We start from the raw sequence: 20,811 nt of genomic DNA on the forward strand, positions 1-20,811 counted from the left end.
CGCGCCCCCGCCTACCACCCGCACGTCTTGCCGCGGTTCTGCTGGTCGAGCCAGTCCTTGAGCGGCCCGAAGTAGGCGAGCATCGGCGCCGCATCCATCCGCCGCGATCCCGTCACCACCTCGAGCGCCTCCGGCCACGGGCGGCTCCGCCCCATCTCCAGCATCCGCCGGAGGCGCTCGCCGGCCTTGTCGCTGCCGTAGATCGTGCAGCGGTGGAGCGGCCCCTTGTACCCCGCTGCGTCGCAGAGCGCGCGGTGGAACTGGAACTGGAGGATATGGGCGAAGAAGTACCGGATATACGGGACGCTCGCCGCCACATGGTACTTCGCGCCAGGATCGAAGTCCGACTCGGAGCGAGGCACCGGCGGCACGACACCCTGGTACCTCCTCCGGATCTCCCAATAGGCCTTGTTGTACCCCGCCGGCTGGATGTCCCCCGAGAACACCCCCCATCGCCACCGGTCGACCGAGACGGCGAACGGCAGGAAGGCGATCTTGCCGAGGGCCTCGCGGAGGAGGAGCGAGAGGTCGCTGGAGGCGGGGGGCAGCTGGTCCACGAGCCCGATCCGCTGGAGGTACTCCGGACTGACCGAGAGCCCGATCGTGTCGCCGATGGCCTCGTGAAACGCGGGGTTGGGGCTGTCGCGGTACAGGAGCGGCAGGTGGTTGTACGCCCGCTGGTAGAAGCTGTGGCCGAGCTCGTGGTGGATCGTCTGGAAGTCGCCGGCCGTGATCTCGATGCACATCTTGATGCGCAGATCCTCCTCGTCGTCGATGTTCCACGCGCTCGCGTGGCAGACGACGTCGCGATCCGCCGGCTTGACGAAGAGCGACCGCTCCCAGAAGGTGGCCGGGAGCGGCTCGAACCCGAGCGAGACGAAGAAGCGCTCGCCCGTCTTCACCATCTCGATCGGCGTGTACCCCTTCGCCTGCAGCGCGGCGTCGAGATCGTAGATCGGCGCGGCGCCCTCGGGCTCCATGAGATCGTAGATGTTGCTCCAGTCCTGCGCCCACATGTTGCCGAGCAGATCCGCCCGGATCGGGCCCTTGCCGGGCACGACGTCCTCGCCGTACTTCGCGGCGAGCCGGCCCCGCGCGTAGCAGTGGAGCGCGTCGTAGAGCGGCTTGACCTGCCCCCAGAGGCGATCGACCTCCCGCGACAGCACGCCGGGCCGCATCTCGAATTTCGAGCGCCACGCGTCGCCTGTGTCCTTGAACGCGAGCTCGCGGGCGCCCTCGTTCGCCAGCTGGACGAGCCGCGTGAAATCGCCCCGCATGGGGGCAGAGACCGTGTGCCAGCCGACCCACGCCCGCTTCAGCTCCTCGGGGTCGCGGCTCTTCGCGAGGGTCCTGCTCAGGTCCTCGAGATTGAGGCACTCGCCGCTCGCGGGGCAGTACTTGCCCGCTCCGTACATCGCCTCCAGCCTCGACGCGATGGTCGCGACCTCCTTCGTTTTCGCGGGATCGGCGGGTGCGTAGAGCGTGAGGGACGTTCGCAGGAGCTCGAGCCGGCGGCGGACGTCATAGGGCAGATCTAGGTCGAGGAAGCGGGCGGCCCGCTTCGCGTAATCGGCCTGCACCCCGAGCAGCTTCGCGCTCGCCGCGGCCGCGAGGATCTCGGTGTCGACGGTGATGTACGTCGCCGCCACCCACGCCGCGCGGTTGTTGTAGGTGCTGAGCTCGTGCAGCTCCGCCTCGGCCGCATCGATGAACCGCGCGGCCTCCTCCGCCGCCGGGTCGGTGACGGGCTGCGGCGGCGTGGGCGGGGCGGGATCGGAGCAGGCCGCCGTGAGCGCGAGCATGCTGCAGGGCAACGCGACGACGAACATCGGAATGCGCACCATTTCTCGCCGCTCCTCGATCGCGGACAGCTCCGGCGTAAGACCGTCTCTCCACCCCGGACGCGCAGAGGGCGCGGGGTGCGCTTCGGCGCCGCGATCCTGGTGGGGCTCCTAAGGCCGCTCGCCGGCTCCAGCAATCCTCTCGGGCGCTCGGCGACGAGCGCCAAGAGGCGGCAAAGTCCGCTCGATCCAGGTCGTCGCGCCAGCCTGGAGGTGGCCCTTCGTCGCGAGATCGCTCAAGATCCGCCCGGAGATGGGCAACCGCCCACGAAAGGGAGGAGGCGAGCATGGCCGTCCAGCTCAATCACACCATCGTCCCGGCGCGGGACAAGACGACGTCCGCTACCTTTTTGACCGAGATCCTGGGCCTCTCGGCGCCGGTGCCGTTCGGGCACTTCTTGACGGTGCGGCTCGACAACGACGTCACGCTCGACTTCATCGACACCCCTGGCGAGATCCGCTCTCAGCACCTCGCCTTCCTCGTCAGCGAGGCCGAGTTCGACGAGATCTTCGGTCGAATCCGCGAACGCCAGATCCCGTACTGGGCCGATCCCAGAGCGCAGCACCCCGGGGAGATCAACCACCATGACGGCGGGCGTGGCGTCTACTTCCCCGATCCCGCCGGGCACTTCCTCGAGATCATCACCCGTCCTTACGGCAGCGGCGGCGGATGACGGAGAGCCTGCGCCGCCTCGGTGGGGATCCCGCCGGTGGGCCTGCGCGCCCTGCCTGGGCCGCAGCGAGCGCGCCGCGGCGGAGCGCTGCGCGGGAAGGTCAACCTCACCATTTCCTCCCGCGCGTTTCCTGTCTAGCTTTGCGTCGATGCTTCGCACCTCCACCTTCCTCGTCACCCTCGCCATCGCCGGCTGCGGCGGCGCCCCGAAGCCGCCGCCGGAGCCCTCACAACCCGCGCCGATCGCCGCCGAGCCCGAGCCGGAGCCGGAGCCTCCGCTCGACGACGCGCCGATGCTCGACGTGATCGCCGCGCAGCCGACCGAGATCCTGCTGGACGGCAAGCCCATCGGGACGACGCCGATCTCCGGGCGCAAGGTCGCGCCCGGCTCGCACGAGGTGACGTTCGTGGACCCGGAGCGCGGCAACCGGACCATGATGGTGACGCTCGAGCCCGGCGACGCGAAGACGGTCCAGTCGGACCCGCCACCTTCCCTGGTGGAAGCGAGCGGCGGCGCGACGGACGACAAGCAGGGCGAGACGAAGAAGTAGCGTCAGGCGTCCCGCGAGGAGCGGAGGAGAGCGCGCTGTCCGACCAGAGGGCGCACCGGCTGGCGCGCGCACGCTGGGGAGTGCAAAGCTGCGCCGACTTGACGAGGAGGTCTCCATGACCAGGTTATTTGAGCCCTTTCGCTTGAAGGACGTCACGCTGCGCAACCGCGTGGTCGTCTCTCCCATGTGCCAGTACTCCTCCAGGAACGGGTACGCCACCGACTGGCACCTTGTTCATCTGGGCTCGATGGCGAGGGGCGGAGTCGGCCTGGCGATCGCCGAGGCGACGGCGGTGTCCCCGGAAGGCCGCATCAGCCCCGGAGACGCCGGCCTGTGGGAGGACGGGCAGATCGAGCCTCTCCAGCGGGACGACCCGCACTGGGCCTATCACGCGGCCAAGAAGCTGGGAGTGGAGCAGCCGAGCCGCGTCCTCCCGCCGCCGTACGGTCACTGGCTCAAGCGCTGAACAGGGGACGTTGGCCGTCCACTCGTCCGCAGCTATCTTCGACCGATGCGGGATCGATGGAGCGTCCGTCGATGGTTGTGGGAAGCGCTTCGAGGGCGCGCGGTCGAGCCATCGAGACCTGCCCCCTCGCGGGTCAGCCACTCCTGCTACAGGACGCCGGCCCCTCACGGGGAGCCCCGACGTGACGGCTCACTCCCCCACGCTGCCGGCGATGTCATCACCTCCGACACGCCGCTGACCGCGTTGATGCTCGGGTCCCAGGAGCGCCACTGGAAGACGAGCGAGCTCGATACGGTGCGCATCGACCCTCCAGGGCTCTTCGATTCGTGGTCTGTCCTCGGGGTGAGCCAGTGGTTCTGGCAGTACCAGCGCCGCAACCTGATCCTCTTCGAGCGAGGAGAGCGCCGATACGTCTACGTTCCCGCGCGGCGAGCGCTCACGTGGGCCGTGGCGGATGGCGTCGTGCCCCCAGGCGCCGTCGAGGAGCGGGCGCGCGAGAGGGCCGAGCACACAGGGTCAGCAGAGCAGATGCGCCTCGATCACCTGCGCGGCTGCGCGCTCGACAGCGCCCCTTTCGAGGCCGGATGGGCGGCGCTCGTCCAGCGCGCGCGCGGAGAGGCGCCGCCGCAGCCAGGCGACATCGATCTCGCGACGCTCGTACACCGGGATCTGTGGAGGGCCGCCGGCGCCGCGCGCCTCGAGGTCCTGGCAGGCGCTTTCGGGGTGCTGGACATCCTCGCCGTGTTCGAGGGGCTCGGCAGCCACGAGTTCACGCTCCCACGCGTGCTCTTCGGCGGAGAAGCCGAGCAGCTCATCGAGGAACGCCTCGGCGGCCGCACACCAGGGCACGTCCGAGACGAGCTGCAGCGGGGAGCACCTGCCGCGCGGTGGAGCGACGGCCCGCGGCGGCTGGCAGCTGTCGTGGACCGGCGTCACGCGCTCGACGGCTGCGTCGGCGGCCATGAAGCGGAGCTCGCGCTGGTCCGCCTGGAGCTGTCCGCGAGCGGATGGGCGTACGATCGCGAGGTGCTCTGGGCCGACGCGGAGGAAGGCGAGCCGATGAGCTGAGATTCATGGGGATCTCAGGGCCTGCGCCCGCACGCGCTGCCCGCGTCGGCGCCGCGATCGCCGGCCTCGCAGAGTTTCACCGCGGGCGGCCGGATGTGGCAGCATGGGGCCGGAGGAGACCCTACCTTGCGCCTCGGGATCGATTTCGGAACCACGCGGACCGTGGTCGCGTGCTGCGATCGCGGGAACTACCCTGTCGTCAGCTTCCAGGACGCGGCGGGAGACACCGTGGATTTCTACCCCTCCGTGGCCGCCGAGCGGCGGGGGGAGCTCCGGTTCGGCTTCGACGCCCTCGCGGTCGCCTCGGACCCCGAGTGGACCGTGCTCCGGTCGTTCAAGCGGGTGCTCTCCGGCCCGCGCGCGTCGCCCGACGTCGAGGTCGAGATCGGCGGGACGAAGCTCCGGGTGCTCGATCTCCTGACCCTGTTCCTGCGGTCGCTCCGCGACGCCGTGCTGAACCGGTCGAACCGGCCCAAGAAGGACGACGACGGGCGCCTCATCTCGGTCGTGGCGACCCCGGCCAACGCGCACGGGTCGCAGCGGTTCGTGACGCTCGACGCCTTCCGCCGCGCCGGCTTCGAGGTGATCGCGCTCCTGAACGAGCCGTCGGCCGCCGGCTTCGAGTACACGCACCGCCACCGCAGCACCATCACGTCGAAGCGCGAGCACATCGTCGTCTACGACCTCGGCGGCGGGACGTTCGACGCGTCGCTCGTCCACATGACCGGGCGCAGCCACGACGCCGTGACGACCGCGGGCCTGAACCACCTCGGCGGCGACGACTTCGACGCCGCGCTGGCCTCGATGGCGCTCGACGCCGGCAAGATCGAGAAGATCGAGCGCGAGGGCCTGCCGGCGCGCGCGCTCGCGGCGCTCGCGGACCAGTGCCGCGAGGTGAAGGAGCGGCTGAACCCGAACTCCCGGCGCATCGTGATCGACCTGGAGGCCTGCCTGGGCGACCTCTCGCCCGCCCGCGAGGTGACGATCGCGACCGCCGACTACTACGACCGGTGCGTTCCCCTCGTGGAGTCGACCATCGCGGCGATGCAGCCGGTGATCGCGCGCCTCGACGCCGGCGCGGGCGAGGCGCTCGCCGACATCGCGGGGATCTACGTCGTCGGCGGCGCGAGCTCGCTGCCCATCGTCACGCGGACGCTGCGCGAGCGCTTCGGGCGCCGCGTCCATCGCTCCCCCTACCCCTCGGCGGCCATCGCGATCGGCCTGGCCATCGCCGTCGACGAGGACGCGGGCTTCGAGCTCTCCGACCGGCTCTCGCGCCACTTCGGGGTGTTCCGGGAGGGCAGCGGCGGGGACGAGGTGGTCTTCGACCCGATCTTCGACCGGGAGGCGCGCATCCCGTCGAGCCACGAGGCGCCGGTGGTCTCGCGGCGCGTGTACCGGGCGGCGCACAACGTCGGCCGCTACCGGTTCGTCGAGTGCGCCGCGCTCGACCGGCTCGGCGTGCCCCACGGCGACATCACGGCGTTCAACGAGGTCGTGTTCCCCTTCGACCGGCGGCTCCGCGACCGCGCCGCCGAGCTCGGCGGGGTGACCGTCGAGCGCATGGGCAACGAGGGGCCGCTGATCGAAGAGCAGTACGCGATCACCTCGCACGGGATCGTCGAGGTGACGATCACGGATGTGGAGGCAGGGTACCGGCGCGTCTACCAGGTCGGGGCGTGAGGGCATACGCGATGCCCGAATCGAGCGTGGACCGCACCAGGAGCCCGCCCAGATCCGCCCCGAGCTCGACGAGCGTCCGCGCGATGGCGGGCTGGATCCCCGTCAGGAGCACCTGCGCGCCGAGCAGGTTCACCGCGCGCGCCGTCCGCACCAGCGCGCTCGCGACCTGGGTGTCGATGGTCGGCACGCCCGTAACGTCGAGGATCACCATCGAGGCCTGGTGGGCGACGATGCCCGCCAGCAGGATCTCGAGCACCTGCTGAGCCCGCGGCGCATCGATGTTGCCGATGAGCGGCATCACCACCACGCCGCGCGCGATCGGCAGCAGCGGCGTGGAGAGGGCGCGCAGCCTGGCCTCCTGCAGGTGGATGATCTCGTCCTGAAGCCGCTGAGCCTCGGCCTCGGCCGCTCGGCTTTCGGTGACCTCCACGGAGATGCCGCACACCGCATGCAGCGTGCCTCGTGAATCCAGCAGCGGGAACCTCGTGGTCACGAAGGAATGGACGCGGCCCTCGATCAGGAGCTGCTCCTCCTTGACGAGCGGCGCCTCCGTCGCGATGACCTGCCGCTCCGACTGCGCAAAAGCCTCGGCGAGCTCCGAGGGCATGACATCGCGATCGGCGCGCCCGAGCACCGCGTCCCGGGAGAGGCCCATGAGCCGCTCGAAGTGCCTGTTGACGAGCGCATAGCGGCCGTTCAGATCCTTGACGTAGACGGCGCTGGGCGCGTGCTCCACGATTGCGGTGACGAATGCCGCGCTGTCCTGGTACGCCTGTTGGGCGCGCATCCTGTCGGTCACGTCGAGGTTGATCCCGATCACGTAGCGCGCGCCGCCCACGTCGGCCGCCGACATCCTGGTCTCGGTCCAGACGGTGCGGTCCTCGGTGCGATCGAGGCCGGCGTCGGCCGTGTTGTACGCGGTCGGCGCCATGATCACGCCTCCGCCGCTCCGGATCACCTGATCGAAGTGGGCAGTGTATCCGCCCGCCAAGGCGACAGGGTCCTCGTACATATTGTGCTTGCCGACCATGGCCTCCTTCGACGGCACGGCCAGTATCTCGCGGTTCCGTCGGTTGATGTCCACGAGTACGCCGTCGGCGCCGTAGAGCGCCGACGGGACCGGCAGGTGCTCGAAGACGCCCTGGTACAGCGCCGCCTGCGCCTCCGCGGCCTGGGCGCGCTGCTCCAGCGCCTTGACCTCGCAGCGGAGCCGCTCCAGCTCAGCCTGCAGTCCCTCGATGTCCATGCCCCCCAGGCTCATCGGATCTGCCCTTTCAGCTCGCGAGTGGCCATCGCGCTCAGGTCGTATCCATGCATTATTACACGCTGGACACTTACATATTCCGTCCAGCATTGCCAACGCCGATTTGCGGAGCTCGGCTTTCAGCGATTGGTCGCGTTGCGGCGCTCACACCTGCGCGGGACCTGCGCTTCTGGGTCACGTCAGGCCGCGTTGGGTCGCGTTCGTGTGCGGGGGAGCGGAGAGCGCGCTACGGGACGATCCGGCGCAGCGCCTCGACCAGGATCGGCAGGGTCGCCAGCGCGCCGAGCGTGGTCACGACCGCGGTGGCCGCGGCGAACTGGCCGTCGCAGCCGTACCGCGCGGCGACGATCACGGACACCATGGACGTCGGCATGGCGGACTGAAGCACCGCCACCTCGGAGGAGGGCCGCTTCAGGCCGAGCGCGACCGCGGCGCCGAGCGCGACCGCGGGCGACAGGAGCAGCTTCACGGCGGCGACCGCCGCGAGCGGGCGCACGCGGCCGCGGAGCGAACCGAGGTCGAGGCTAAGGCCCAGCGCGAGGAACACGAGCGTCGGGGTCGCGCTCCCGAGCGCGCCGAGCGCCTGTTCCAGCCACACCGGCAGCGGGATCGGCGCCGCGTGGAGCGTGAGCCCGACGGCGATCGACAGCACGTTCGGGTGCAGGAGCACCGCGAGCAGGCCCCGCCCATCCCCGCCGCCCCCGCCCCCGCCCCCGCCCATGCGCGCGGCGAGCGCGACGCCGAAGGTCCACAGGAGGAACGCCGTGACGATGCTGTCGACGAGGATCGCCGTCCCCGCCGCGCCGCCCGCGTCGCCGTAGAGGGCCAGCACGACGGGCACGCCGAGGAAGCCGGTGTTGGAGAAGCTGCCGACGAGGCCGGCGGCGCCCTGCGCGGCGCGCGGGAGCCCGAGCGCCCGCGCCACGGCGACCCCCGCGAGGGCGCACGTGAAGAGCGCGACCGTCGACGCGGCGACCGCGCCCCACGCGCCGTGACCGATGCCCGAGCGGCGGAGCACGCTGACGATCAGCGCGGGCGTGGTGACGTCGATGACCAGCCGGTGCAGCACGGCGGCGTCCGCCTGACCGGCGCGGCCCAGCGCGCGCAGCAGCACGCCGACCCCGAGCACCGCGAAGAGGGCCAACAGCTGCGAGATCAGGTCGCCCGACGGCACGGGCCCGCTTTTAGCTCGGCGGCGGGCGGCGTCCAGCGCTCTCGCTGGTCATGCGGCCGTCCGGCAGCGGGGCGGGAGGTCGAGACCGCGCCAGGAGCGCCGAGGAAGGTTGCTTCCCGGCGCCCCCGCGCTTCTTCAGGTGGTCAGGGCACGAGGTCCTGCACGGCCTGCACCACCGCCTGGGCATTCATGCCCAGCCGGTCCATCACGATGTCGCCGGGGGCGCTCGTGCCGAAGCGGTCGATGCCGAGGGCGATCCCCTTGGTGCCGACCCACCGGTGCCAGCCGAAGGTGACGCCCGCCTCGATGGACACGCGCCGCGTGCACGCGGCGGGCAGCACGGCCTCGCGGTAGGCGTGATCCTGGCGCGCGAACCGCTCCACACACGGCATCGAGACGACGCGGACGCCGGGCCCGATCCGCTTCGCGGCCTCGACCGCGTGCTGCACCTCGCTGCCCGTCGCGATCAGGATGGTCTCGAGCGCCGCCGTCTCCTTGACCAGGACGTAGGCGCCGCGCCGGACGCCCTCGCGCTTGGCGGCGGCGTCGCCCGGGAGCAGCGGGACGGCCTGGCGCGTGAGCGCGAGGACCGTCGGGCCGTCGTTGCGCTCCAGCGCGGAGATCCAGGCGCCGGCCGTCTCCTCGGCGTCCGCCGGCCGGATGACGTCCAGATCGACGATGACGCGCAGCCCCGCGACGGTCTCGACGGGCTGGTGCGTCGGCCCGTCCTCGCCCACGCCCACCGAGTCGTGCGTGAAGATGTAGATGACCGGCAGGTGCGACAGCGCGGCCAGGCGGACGCTCGGCCGCAGGTAGTCCGCGAACACGAGGAACGTCGCGCCGCTCGGCCGCAGGCCGCCGTGGTACGCGATGCCGTTCATGATCGCGCCCATGCCGTGCTCGCGGATGCCGGCGCGGATGTTCCGGCCGCCGGGGTGCTCCGGATCGAAGTCGGTGCTCGACGCGATGTAGTTGAACGTCGAGCCGTAGAGGTCGGCGCTCGACCCGATGAGCGCGGGCACCGCCTCGGCGACCGCCTGCAGCACGGTCTCGCCGGCCTTGCGCGTGGCGACCTTGGTGCCGGCGGCGAAGGCGGGGACGCGCGCGTCGAGGTCCGCCGGGAGCTTCTTCGCGAGGCCGTCGTCGAGCTGGCGGGCGAGCTCCGGGTTCTTCGCGCGCCAGGCCTGGAAGGTCGCCTCCCACGCCCCGCGCACCTTGGCGAGCTCTTCCTTGCGCGTCGCGAAGAACTGCTTCACCTCCTCGCTGACGTAGAAGTGCTCCGCGGGCAGCCCCAGGTTCTTGCGGGCCTGATCCACGAACTTGGCGCCGCCCTCGCCATGCGCCTTCTGCGTGCCGGCGACCTCCGGGATCCCCTTGCCGATGACGGTGTGGGCGACGACGAACTTCGGCTTTCCGCTCTTCGACGCCCGCGCCTGGCCGAGCACCCGGTGGACGGCCTCCAGATCGTTGCCCTGCTCGATGTGGAGCACCTCGAAGCCGTAGGCCTCGAAGCGCTTGGCCGTGTCCTCGCTCTGGGTCTTGATGGCCATCGCGTCGAGGGTGACGTCGTTGGCGTCGTAGATGAGGATCAGGTTGTCGAGCTTGAAGTGCCCCGCGAAGGAGGCCGCCTCGGCGGCCACGCCCTCCTGGAGGCAGCCGTCGCCGGCGAGGCAGTAGACATTGAGATCGAAGATCGTGTGCTCGGGCGTGTTGTAACGCGCGGCGAGCATCTTGGCGGCCACGGCGTGCCCGACCGCGTTGCCCACGCCCTGGCCGAGCGGGCCCGTCGTCGCCTCGACGCCCTCGGTGTAATGGTACTCCGGGTGGCCGGGCGTCTTCGACTCCCACTGCCGGAAGCGGCGGACGTCGTCGAGGGACACCGGATAGCCCGAGAGGTGCAGCCAGGCGTAGAGGAACATGCTGCCGTGACCGGCGGACAGGACGAAGCGATCGCGGTTCAACCAGTGCGGTTCGCTCGGATCGTGGCGGAGGATGTCGCCGTAGAGCGCTGCACCGATCTCGGCGGCCCCTAGCGGTAGGCCGAGGTGACCGGATGAGCAGGCGTGGACGGCATCCATGGCGAGGCCGCGGGCGATCGAGGCCGCGGCGGCGAGCTTGGCGAAATCAGGCATGGGGCGCACTCTAACCTACTTCGTCGCGAAGCGCGCCCCTTCGCGAGGCCCCTCACCCGCCGCCGACGCCTGGACCGCTGCGAGCGCGCCTCGGTGCCCGCTCGACTGTCCAGGGTTTCGTGGGATGCGCCGGGGCCGCGGGGCGGAGATCGGGCCGGTCCGCCCATTGGTTGCGCCATGGCGGACGCCCGCCGCGCGGCCCGCTGCGCTCGCGGAGCCCCGGCAGCTGCTCGCGCGGCGCTCGCCGGGAGACGGGCGCCGGGCCGACATGCCGCCGTTCGCCGCCGCCCTGAGGTGCAGGCGGACGCGATGGCGCCAAGGCGGCCTTCGCCCCCACGCCGGGTTCACCTTCACCACAAGGCTCGTTCCGGCGGGGATTGACCCACCGCCGAGATCCGGATTTCCCAGGCTGCGGCCCATGACCACGGCATTGTCCTCTGGGTGGACGGCGACATCCTTTGCCTCTCCGCCATCCTCCGAGTGGCTGCGGGAGGTTCATCGCGGAAAGAGAGAAACCGCCAAGTGGCCTTCAGGCGGAAGGACGCCCTGGGTACCCGGCAGTTGAAGGACAAGGATGAGAAGGAGCGCCTTCACCAGCCATGCCGCCTGCGCCGTGAACCCGGGCGTGTCCCCCTCCTCGTTCTCCGTCGCAATCCCTGCCTGCTGATACCTCCAGCGGTGTCCACGGAAGCGGCGGAGGCTCAACGACCGATCGGCGCACGGCCATGCCGGCCTGGGCTTCGCCGGAGAGCCGACATGGCCCGCCTGGATCGAGGTGGGGCCCCCCTCCTCTTGCGCCCACAAAACACGTGCTAATTCCGCCCGTCCCGTGGTACGAGACGAGGGAGTCCGGGGGGATCCTTCGCTGTGGCAGGGCCACACAGCGCACAGTGCATGCGTCCGCTCGCTCGCCGTCCCGTTGGACATGCCGACCGGGAGCGGAAGGCTGGTTGGGGTGTACTGAGACCTGCAGAAACCTATGCAAGAGAAAGAAACTCCGCCCTCTGGGCTCATCCTCATCGTGGACGACAGCGCAGACAACCTGAACGTCCTGTCGAGCGCGCTCATGTCGGATGGATTGGAGGTCGCCGTCGCGTGCGACGGTGAGGAGGCGATCGAGCTGGCCAGCCGAGCCCAGCCCGATCTCATCTTGCTCGACGCGCTGATGCCCGGTCTCAGCGGGTTCGAGGCGTGCCGGCGAATCAAGGCCGATCCGGCGACGCAGAGCATTCCCGTCATCTTCATGACAGCGCTCGCTGAAGCGAAGTTCCGGATCCAGGGCTTTCGCCTGGGAGCCGTCGACTACGTGACCAAGCCGTTCGAGAAGACCGAGCTCCTGGCGCGGGTGCACACCCAGATCTCGCTCCGGCGCGCAACGCGGGCTCTCGAGGAGCGGAATGCGAGGCTCTCGCAGGAGATCCGGGAGCGCGCCAGGGCCGAGGAGGCGCTGGCGGAGGCCGTACAGATGCTGCGCGACGCGAACACGCAGCTCTCGCAGCAACTCGCGCAGAGCGAGCGCGCCGAGGCGGCCAGAGCGGCGCTGCAGGAGCAGGTCATCGCGGCCCAGCGGGAGCGGCTCCTCGAGCTCTCCGCGCCGCTGATTCCGATCATCGATGGCATCCTCGTGATGCCCCTCGTCGGCACGGTGGACGTCGAGCGCGCCAGGCAAGCGGTCGAGACAGCGCTGCGCGGGGCGAGCGAGCGCGGGGCGGACCATCTCATCATCGACATCACCGGCGTCAAAGCGGTAGACGCGACTGTCGCGCGCATGCTCGTGCAAGCCGCGATGGGGCTCTCGCTGCTCGGCACGCGGACGGTCGTGACCGGAATCCGCGCCGAGGTGGCGCACACGTTCGTGGGGCTCGACCTGCACCGCGATCGCCTCGTGACGAAGGCCACCCTCCAGTCGGGCGTCGAGCATGCGCTGCGCACGCGCGGTCGTGGCCAGCCGAGGCGCGAGCTCTGAACACGAGAGGATTCCGTTCTTGCCCGGCGTCTCCGCCGGACCCGAAGAGGAGCTGAACCGGGATGGATCTGAGAGACTACGCTGTGGGGGAGGTGATGCACGAAGGGGCCGAGACCCGCGTGTGCCGCGCGGTCCATCGTCCCTCGGGCGATAGGGTGGTGCTCAAGTTTCCCGTGGCGGCCGCGCCGAGCTCGCGCGTGACGGGGCGCATCGTGCATGAGCACCACCTCCTGAAACAGCTCGGGGAGGTATCAGGGATAGCGCGGGCGCGGGAGCTCTTGCAGCGGGGCGGGACGGTCGCGCTGGTGCTCGAAGACCCGGGTTTCCGGTCGCTGGATGGCGTGCTGGCCGAGCGCGGGCGCCTGCCGGTGGAGGCGGGGCTCCGGCTGGGAGCGCTCCTCGCCCGGGTCCTCGAGGCCGTGCACGCGGCAGGCGTGACACACAAGGACATCAAGCCACAGAACGTGCTGGTCGACGCGGCGTATACGCAGGTCAAGCTGCTCGACTTCGGCATCGCCTCGTCGCTGCCGCTGGAGGCGACGGCGGCGAGCATCCCCGAAGGGATCGAGGGGACGCTGGCGTACATGTCGCCGGAGCAGACGGGCCGCACGGCGCGCGCGCTCGACGCGCGCACCGACCTCTACTCGCTCGGAGTGACGCTCTTCGAGGCGCTCTCGGGGCGGCTGCCGTTCACCGAGCGCGACCCGCTCTCGCTCGTGCACGCGCACCTCGCGAAGGAGCCGCCGAGCCTCGACGAGGTCGCCCCCGACGTGCCTCCGGGCGTCGCGGCGATCGCGTCAAGGCTCCTGGCGAAGAACCCTGACCGGCGGTATCAGACGGCCAAGGGGGCAGCCGAGGACCTGGAGCGAGCCCTTCGCATGTGGCTCGAGCGCGGCACGGTGGAGCGCTTCGCGCTCGGGGACAAGGATTTCTCGCCGAGGCTGCGGCTGCCAGACGTGCTCGTCGGGCGAGAGCGGGAGCGCGATCTCCTGGGCGCCGCCTTCGCCCGCGCCGCCGCGGGCACCGTGGAGCTCGTGCTCATCGGCGGCCCGTCCGGCATCGGCAAGACGGCGCTCGTGCGCACGGTGTACCAGGATATCGCGCAAGCGGGGCGCGGGCTCTTGATCTCGGGCAAGCACGACCCGATGGCGCGGTCCATGCCGTACGCGGCCATGGCGCAGGCGTTCGGGGCGCTGATGCAGCAGTGGCTGGCGAGCCCGAAGCCGGTGCTCGCGGCATGGCAGGAGCGGATCAGGGCCGAGGTGGGGGACAACGCCCGGCTCATCGCCGACGTGGTCCCCGAGCTTGACCTGGTGATGGGCAAGCTCGCGCCGGTGCCGCCGGTGCAGGGCGATCTGGTGCTCGCCCGCCAGAAGCTGACGTGGCTGAATTTCGTGCGTGCGGTGGCGACGCCGAACGCGCCGCTCGTGATGTTCCTCGACGACATGCAGTGGGCCGACAGCGCCACGCTGGAGATCCTGAGGACGCTGCTGACCGACGCAGAGCGACGAGACCTCCTCGTGATCGCCGCGTACCGCGACAACGAGACGCCGCCCGAGCACTCGCTCTGGAAGCTCGTGGAGGCGGTGGAGAAGAGCGGCGCGACGGTGTCGACAATGACGGTGAGCCCCCTGTCGGAAGAGCAGGTGCAGGCGTGGGCGGCGCGGACGCTGCGCAGCGAGGCGGCGCGGGTGGCGCCGCTGTCACGGGTGCTGTGGCAAAAGACGCGAGGAAACCCCTTTTTTGTCGAGCAGCTGCTGCTCTCCCTGCACCGCCAGGGCAAGGTGGTCAGGGATCTGGAGAGCGGCGCATGGCGCTGGGACCAGAAGGAGCTGGAGCAGGCGCAGGTCACGGACAACGTCGTGGCCCTCTTGACGGACAAGCTGCTCGAGATGCCCGAAGCGACACAGCAGCTCCTGGGGCTCGCGGCGTGCGCGGGGCACGCCTTCCACCTCCACGACCTCGAGCGGCTCAGCGGATGGGAGCGCGCCCCGGTGACCGGCGCGCTGTGGCCCGCCCTGCGGGAGGAGCTGGTGGTGCCGGCCGATGGAGCCTACCGGACCGCGCAGGCGCTGGGAGAGGCCGGAACCGGAATCGGAACCGGAACCGCAGAAGGAGCGCTCGACGCTGAATACCGCTTCTTGCACGACCGCGTGCAGCAGGCGAGCTACGAGCGGGTCGCGCCGGAGCAGCGGGCGCTCGCCCACATGGAGATCGGCCGGCGGCTCTGGGCGCTCCATCGGACGGAGGGCGGCACACCGCAGCAGCTCCTGGAGCTGGTGCGGCACCTGAACCTGGGCTCTTCGCGGGCGAGCTCCGTAGAGGAACGCGTGGCGCTGGCGCGGCTCAACCTCGAAGCCGCGCGCGCCGCGAAGGCGGCGAGCTCGCACCGGCTCTTGGCGAGCCTCGCGGAGACCGCGCAGGCCTTGCTGGGCGACGGCGCGTGGCAGACGGAGCCCGAGCTGACCGCGCAGCTCGCGCTGGAGCGGCTCGAGGCGGCCTTTCTGCTGCGGGAGTTCGATGACGTCGAGACGCGGTCCGTACGGCTGCTCGCGACCCCTCTTCCGGCGCCGATCAGGCTTTCGGTACAGGAGCTCCGCGTCCGCGCCTGCCAGGTGGCAGGTGAGTTCACGCGAGGGGTAGAGCACGGGCTCACGGCGCTTGCGGAGCAGGGTATCGTTCTTCCCGACACGGACGAGGCGCGCCTCACCGCCTTGCTCGAGGAGTCCGTCGAGCTGGATCGATGGTTCGAGGGCGACCCGGACGCGTTCGATCGGATGCCCTCCGATCCGTCGGTGGAGCAAGTGCTCATCGACGCGCTGATGATGCAGCTGATGGTGTGTGCTGGGATCGGCGGTCAGCCGATGCTGTCCACGCTCGCGATGGTCCGCGGCGTCCAAAGGGTGCGACAGCGGGGCATGATCACGCCCATTTCTCCTTTCAACATCGTTTGCTTCGCGAACGCGTGGTCGATCACCACGGGGATGTACCGCCGATCCGCATCCTGGGTCTGGCCTGGCGTGCGCGCGGCGGAGCGTGTCGCGTCCCCCTTGCTGGCAGAGTGTCTGTGTTACCAGGCGATGTACATGGGCTACTCCCTCCCCGCCGATGAAATGGGGCCCGTCCTCGAAAGAAGCGTCACAACGGGCCTGAAGCTCGGCTCGTTCCAGGGCACGAGCTGGGGGCTGGTGGACGACTTGAGCTTCTACCGCGTATGGCGTGGTCAGCCGGTCGGACAGATCGAGGCGCACCGGACGGCTCATTGGGGCCTGATGCAGCGCGCAGGAGACGCTCTCGGAAAACACTATTACGAGATGTTCGCGTCATGGTGTGGCCTGCTGATGTCCAGCGGCAACGCGGCGTTGCTCCTCTCCGATGAGCCGCTTTCGCGAGGGTCGCGCTCCCTCCTGGCCGAGGGAGACGGGATGACGGCCGCGCATGCTCGCGTCCTCGAGGCGCACCTGTTCCTCGTCGCCGGCGCGTTTTCGCACGCGCTCTCGCGCGCCCGGGAGGCCGCTCAGTTCCGACAGATCCTCTTCGGCTTTCCCCCTGTGACAGACATCCCGCTCTGGCTCGCGCTTGCAGCGGCGAAGCGCTGGAACGAGACCACGGATCCGGAAGAGCAGGCGAGGCTCCGCGAGCATATCGAGCACGGCCTCGAGCGTCTGAGGTACTTCGCCGAGGGGTGCGCAGACAACTTCCTGCACAAGCTGCGCCTGCTCGAGGCCGAGCACGCCCGCCTGCAGGGCAAGACCGACGAGGCCATGGCCAGGTACGACGAGGCCATCGAGCTGGCTCGCCAGCAGCGTTTTTTCCACATCGAAGCCCTCGCTGCCCAGCTCTGCGCCGAGTTCCACATCGAGGCGGGCAGGAGCCGTATCGCAGCGCTGTACCTGCGCGAAGCCAGGGACGCCTATGTCCGCTGGGACGCGCACGCGGTGGTGGCCCATCTCGAGGCGAGATGGCCGGCCCTGCTCCGCGCGCCTGCCCAGCCCGCGGCGGCCGATCGCCGCCGCACGACGGGCGTCGCCACGCTGACCACGACGGGCGCCGAGGGCGGCACGCAGCTCGACGTGAACACCGCGGTGCGCGCGGCGCAGGCGCTGTCGAGCGAGCTCGACCCGGAGCGGGTCGTCGGCCGGCTGATGGAGCTCGTGCTGGAGAGCGCCGGCGCGCAGCGCGGCGTCCTGCTGCTCGGCGAAGGCGAAGAGCTCTCGGTCGTGGCGCGGCTCTCGGTGGAGGGGAGCCGCATCGAGACGGGCCTGTCCGAGCCGCTCTCGCAGAGCAGCGAGGTGGCGAGGACGGTCGCGCACTACGTGGCGCGCACGAACGAGCCGGTCGTGGTGGACGACGCCAGGTCGGACGCGCGCTTCGCGGCCGATCCGTACCTGGCCGCGCACCCGGTGCTCTCGCTCCTGGCGCTTCCCCTGTCGCATCGAGGGCGCCTCCTTGGCGTGCTCTACCTCGAGCACCGGGAGGCGCCTGCGGCGTTCCCCGAGCGGCGGGTCGAGCTCCTGTCGGTGGTCGCCGCGCAGGCCGCCATCGCCGTGGAGAACGCGCTCCTCTACCGGGACCTGGAGGCCAAGATCAAGGAGCGCACCGTCGAGCTCCGCATCGCCAAGGAAGCGGCGGAGCGCGCCAGCCAGGCCAAGAGCGATTTTCTCTCCAGCATGAGCCACGAGCTGCGAACGCCGCTCAACGGGATCATGGGGTATTGCCAGATCCTGGAGCGAACGCCCGAACTCCCGCAGGCGTGGCGGGAGGGCCTGCACGTCATCCAGAGGTCGAGCGAGCATCTGCTCTCGCTCATCAACGACCTCTTGCATCTGGCCAAGATCGAGGCGGGCAAGGTGGACTCCGTGCTGACGGAGTTCCGGTTGCCTGCGCTCGTGCGGACGGTGGTCGATCTGTGCCGGGTGCGCGCCGAGGCCAGGGGGATCACGTTCTCGCACGAGCTGCGCGGCCCCGCGCTTCAGGCCGTCCGTGCCGACGAGAAGCGGCTGATGCAGGTGCTCTTGAACCTCCTCGGCAATGCCATCAAGTTCACCGAGCGCGGGGGCGTCTCCCTGAGTGTCGAGGTGCTGGAGGAGAGCGTCCCTGCGGGGCGGATGGTGCGCTTCCGCATCGAGGACACGGGTCCTGGGATCGCCCCCGAGCACCTGTCGCGCATCTTCGAGCCCTTCGAGCAGGTGGGGGAGCAGAGCGTGAAGAGCGAGGGCACAGGGCTCGGCCTCGCCATCACGAAGAAGCTCGTGCAGCAGATGGGTGGGGCGGTCGAGGTGCAGAGCGAGGTCGGTGAGGGCAGCGTCTTTACCGTGACGCTCCCGCTCGCCGAGGCGCAGCTCGCGACGAGCCCAGGCGAAGCCAGGGGGTGGGACACGATCATCGGTTATCAGGGGGAGCGCCGCACGATACTCATCGCGGACGACAACCCCGACAACCGCGCGGTGGTACGCGGGCTCCTGGGCCCGCTCGGCTTCGACCTGTGCGAAGCGGACGGGGGTGAGGCGGCGCTGCGCGTGGCCGCGCAGCGCGCGCCGGCGCTCATCCTGATGGACGTGTACATGCGGGACATGGATGGTTACGAGGCCGCGCGCCGTCTCCGGCGCATGCCCGAGCTCCGGCAGGTGGCGATCGTGGTCTCCTCGGCGAGCGTCTCGGAGGCCGAGCAGCAGAAGTGCGCCCTCGCCGGCTGCGATGACTTCCTACCCAAGCCCGTCGTGGCGAGCGCGCTCCTGGACAAGATATCGCGCTTGCTGGGCATCGAGTGGCTCAGGCGTGAAGAGGCGCCTGCTCGGGACGCGCCGGCGGAGGAGCTCCCCGACGGCGGACACCTCGCGCCGCCTCCGGCAGAAGAGCTGGAGATGTTGTCGGCGCTCGCGAAGAAGGGGCTCATCCACAGGATCCTGGAAGAGGCGGAGCGCATAAGGCAGCACGACCCGCGGTTCAGGCCTTGGATCGATCAGCTCATGACGCTCGCCCGCCGCTATCAGACCCGGAAGCTGCGGGACTTCGTCGGTGCGTACGGCCCAGGCGGCGCGCACGGCGGCAATGGCCGCGCGGATCCGCAGGAACCGACGTAGAACGCGGAATGGTGCTCGGCGCGCTCGCGTGCGTCAGGGGGCCAAGACCGCGACGAAGCCGTCCCGGCCCGTGGCGGTGAGCGGCCCCGCCCCGAAATCGACCGTCCCCTCGAACGCGCCCGTCACATAGAGGTTGCCCGCGGCGTCCGTTGCGACGCCGTAGGCGGCGTCAGCGCCAGCGCCGCCCAGCGCGGCGGACCAAAGCGGCGGAAGCGAGCATTGCCCCGTACCATCGCAATCCTCGTCGGTCTCCGAGGCGCAGCCTTCAGCTGACGGCGTGATCTCGCCGGTGCACGGGCCATAGCCAGATCCGTCTGGGAGGCAGGTCCGAGCCCCGGCGGTGCAGCGCCCCACGCCTTGCGTCCCCGGTAGCCCCGAATAGCAGCTCAGCTGCGACCCCGGCTCGCAGCTCTCAAGGCGGAGGCGGTACGTCTGGCGACGGCGGACGGCCGGAGCACCGGCCAGCTGCCGGGAGCGCTCACGACGCTCGAGCGTGAGGAGCTCCAGCGCCTGGAGATGGGGATGGAGCGTCAGAGCCGAAAAAAGCGGAGGCCTCCTCGCGAAGGAAAGCACGTGAGGCGAGCCGACATGCGACCTCGGAACCAGGCGGAAAGCGCCCATCTCATGCGTACGTAGATGGAATGGATGACCTGTGTGGCTCAGCCTACCCTCTCCACCGCACCCTGCACCCCCCTCCGCTTCCGCCTACAAAAGGTATGTTACGGCTGAACAGCCCGTGGTACGAACGGAAAGAGAAGACGGAATGTTTCCTGTGATGGGGTCGCCAGCTCACGTTGTACGCATTTGCTCGCCCGCCGTCCATTCGGGCACGCCGACCGGGCGCACGAGGCTCGCGCGATCGTGCTGAGCCGGTAGAGACCCATGCAAGAACAAGAAACTCCGCTCTCTGGCCTCGTCCTCATCGTGGACGACAGCGCGGACAACCTGGCCGTGCTGTCGCACGCGCTCATGTCGGATGGCCTGGAGGTCGCGGTCGCGCGCGACGGTGAAGAGGCGATCGAGCTGGTCAGCCGGGCCCAGCCGGACCTCGTCTTGCTCGACGCGCTGATGCCCGGCCTCAGCGGGTTCGAGACGTGCCGGCGGCTCAAGGCCGATCCGGCGACGCAGGGCATCCCCGTCATCTTCATGACGGCGCTCGCTGAAGCGAGGTTCAGGCTCCAGGGCTTCCGCGTGGGCGCCGTCGACTATGTGACAAAGCCGTTCGAGAAGACCGAGCTCCTGGCGCGGGTGCACACCCAGATCTCGCTCCGGCGCGCAACGCGGGCTCTCGAGGAGCGGAATACGAGGCTCTCGGAGGAGATCCGGGAGCGCGCCAAGGCGGAGGAGGCGCTGGCGCAGGCCGTGCAAATGCTGCGCGACGCGAACGAGCGGCTCTCGCAGCAGCTGATGCAGAGCGAGCGCGCCGAGGCGGCCAGGGCGGCGCTGCAAGAGCAGATCATCGCGGCCCAGCGGGAGCGGCTCCTCGAGCTGTCCGCTCCGCTCATTCCGATGATCGATGGCGTCCTCGTGATGCCCCTCATCGGCACGGTGGACGTCGAGCGCGCCGAACAAGCGGTCGAGACAGCGCTGCGCGGGGCGAGCGAGCGCGGGGCGGACTATCTCATCATCGACATCACCGGCGTACAAGCAGTCGATGAGACGGTTGCGCGCATGCTCGTGCAAGCCGCGATGGGGCTCTCGCTGCTCGGCACGCGGACGGTCGTCACGGGCATCCGCGCAGAGGCAGCGCAAACGCTCGTGGCGCTCGACCTGCACCTCGATCAGCTCGTGACGAAGGCCACCCTCCAGTCGGGCGTGGAGCACGCGCTGCGGACACGCGACCGCCGCCAGCACAGGCCCGAGCGCTGAAGTACCGCAGAATTCCGTTGTTGCCCGGCGTCTCCGCCGGA

At 70.2% G+C, this 20,811-nt stretch carries 12 protein-coding genes and 1 pseudogene; 8 read left to right on the plus strand and 5 right to left on the minus strand.

The genetic code is table 11. The features are described from left to right. Positions 1 to 11: 11 nt before the first annotated feature. Positions 12 to 1,844 carry a M2 family metallopeptidase gene (locus WME95_RS22390; RefSeq protein ID WP_437910483.1) on the minus strand — a complete coding sequence of 611 codons (1,833 nt, stop codon included), beginning with the start codon at positions 1,842 to 1,844 and terminating at the stop codon, positions 12 to 14. Between the two features lie 284 nt (positions 1,845 to 2,128). Here WME95_RS22390 and WME95_RS22395 point away from each other — a divergent pair, with 284 nt between their 5' ends. The 5 genes and pseudogenes from WME95_RS22395 to WME95_RS22415 all read left to right on the plus strand — a co-directional run bounded on the left by WME95_RS22395 (position 2,129) and on the right by WME95_RS22415 (position 6,282). After that, a complete protein-coding gene (locus WME95_RS22395) occupies positions 2,129 to 2,515 on the plus strand; it encodes a VOC family protein (RefSeq protein WP_437300988.1) in 387 nt (128 codons plus the stop codon). A gap of 148 nt (positions 2,516 to 2,663) precedes the next feature. Continuing rightward, positions 2,664 to 3,065: a PEGA domain-containing protein gene (locus tag WME95_RS22400; protein WP_437910484.1), complete on the plus strand. Its 402-nt coding sequence runs from the start codon at positions 2,664 to 2,666 to the stop codon at positions 3,063 to 3,065. 115 nt (positions 3,066 to 3,180) lie between these two features. Next, positions 3,181 to 3,432 (plus strand): annotated as a pseudogene (locus WME95_RS22405) (NADH:flavin oxidoreductase/NADH oxidase); the annotation flags it as partial. A gap of 345 nt (positions 3,433 to 3,777) precedes the next feature. Further along, positions 3,778 to 4,599: a hypothetical protein gene (locus tag WME95_RS22410; RefSeq protein ID WP_437910485.1), complete on the plus strand. Its 822-nt coding sequence runs from the start codon at positions 3,778 to 3,780 to the stop codon at positions 4,597 to 4,599. A gap of 126 nt (positions 4,600 to 4,725) precedes the next feature. Next, the gene (locus tag WME95_RS22415; RefSeq protein ID WP_437910486.1) at positions 4,726 to 6,282 is read left to right on the plus strand and encodes an Hsp70 family protein; all 1,557 of its coding nucleotides are present in this window, start codon (positions 4,726 to 4,728) and stop codon (positions 6,280 to 6,282) included. On the opposite strand, the gene WME95_RS22420 is transcribed toward WME95_RS22415, so the two are convergent. The 3 genes from WME95_RS22420 to tkt form a co-directional block, all read right to left on the minus strand. Next, complete coding sequence (locus tag WME95_RS22420) at positions 6,233 to 7,636, minus strand: PAS domain-containing protein (protein ID WP_437910487.1); 1,404 nt, start codon at positions 7,634 to 7,636, stop codon at positions 6,233 to 6,235. The genes WME95_RS22415 and WME95_RS22420 overlap by 50 nt on opposite strands. A 136-nt stretch (positions 7,637 to 7,772) precedes the next feature. After that, on the minus strand, positions 7,773 to 8,720 hold the full coding sequence (locus WME95_RS22425) for an AEC family transporter (protein ID WP_437910488.1): 948 nt from the start codon (positions 8,718 to 8,720) through the stop codon (positions 7,773 to 7,775). Positions 8,721 to 8,863: 143 nt separating this feature from the next. Then, the gene (tkt, locus tag WME95_RS22430; protein ID WP_437554583.1) at positions 8,864 to 10,852 is read right to left on the minus strand and encodes a transketolase; all 1,989 of its coding nucleotides are present in this window, start codon (positions 10,850 to 10,852) and stop codon (positions 8,864 to 8,866) included. A 979-nt stretch (positions 10,853 to 11,831) separates the two neighbouring features. On the opposite strand from tkt, the gene WME95_RS22435 reads away from it, so the two are divergent. Next, positions 11,832 to 12,818: a response regulator gene (locus tag WME95_RS22435; RefSeq protein ID WP_437554585.1), complete on the plus strand. Its 987-nt coding sequence runs from the start codon at positions 11,832 to 11,834 to the stop codon at positions 12,816 to 12,818. 62 nt (positions 12,819 to 12,880) lie between these two features. After that, a complete protein-coding gene (locus WME95_RS22440) occupies positions 12,881 to 18,901 on the plus strand; it encodes an AAA family ATPase (RefSeq protein WP_437910489.1) in 6,021 nt (2,006 codons plus the stop codon). Positions 18,902 to 18,934: 33 nt separating this feature from the next. Here WME95_RS22440 and WME95_RS22445 read toward each other — a convergent pair whose 3' ends face one another. Next, on the minus strand, positions 18,935 to 19,522 hold the full coding sequence (locus WME95_RS22445; RefSeq protein ID WP_437910490.1) for an SBBP repeat-containing protein: 588 nt from the start codon (positions 19,520 to 19,522) through the stop codon (positions 18,935 to 18,937). Positions 19,523 to 19,783: 261 nt separating this feature from the next. Here WME95_RS22445 and WME95_RS22450 point away from each other — a divergent pair, with 261 nt between their 5' ends. Next, entirely contained in the window at positions 19,784 to 20,770 is a 987-nt protein-coding gene (locus WME95_RS22450) for a response regulator (RefSeq protein WP_437910491.1), read from the plus strand. The last annotated feature ends 41 nt before the right edge of the window (positions 20,771 to 20,811 follow it).

The organism is Sorangium sp. So ce327, from assembly GCF_051530205.1.
Lineage (GTDB): Bacteria > Myxococcota_A > Polyangia > Polyangiales > Polyangiaceae > Sorangium > Sorangium cellulosum_B.

Bases quoted from the DNA above. Each gene is read 5' to 3' on its own strand.
- WME95_RS22400 (WP_437910484.1), top strand. From the start codon at position 2,664: ATGCTTCGCACCTCCACCTTCCTCGTCACCCTCGCCATCGCCGGCTGC.
- WME95_RS22450 (WP_437910491.1), top strand. From the start codon at position 19,784: ATGCAAGAACAAGAAACTCCGCTCTCTGGCCTCGTCCTCATCGTGGAC.
- WME95_RS22395 (WP_437300988.1), top strand. From the start codon at position 2,129: ATGGCCGTCCAGCTCAATCACACCATCGTCCCGGCGCGGGACAAGACG.
- WME95_RS22435 (WP_437554585.1), top strand. From the start codon at position 11,832: ATGCAAGAGAAAGAAACTCCGCCCTCTGGGCTCATCCTCATCGTGGAC.
- tkt (WP_437554583.1), bottom strand. From the start codon at position 10,852: ATGCCTGATTTCGCCAAGCTCGCCGCCGCGGCCTCGATCGCCCGCGGC.
- WME95_RS22420 (WP_437910487.1), bottom strand. From the start codon at position 7,636: ATGCTGGACGGAATATGTAAGTGTCCAGCGTGTAATAATGCATGGATA.
- WME95_RS22410 (WP_437910485.1), top strand. From the start codon at position 3,778: ATGCTCGGGTCCCAGGAGCGCCACTGGAAGACGAGCGAGCTCGATACG.
- WME95_RS22440 (WP_437910489.1), top strand. From the start codon at position 12,881: ATGGATCTGAGAGACTACGCTGTGGGGGAGGTGATGCACGAAGGGGCC.
- WME95_RS22390 (WP_437910483.1), bottom strand. From the start codon at position 1,844: ATGGTGCGCATTCCGATGTTCGTCGTCGCGTTGCCCTGCAGCATGCTC.
- WME95_RS22445 (WP_437910490.1), bottom strand. From the start codon at position 19,522: ATGGGCGCTTTCCGCCTGGTTCCGAGGTCGCATGTCGGCTCGCCTCAC.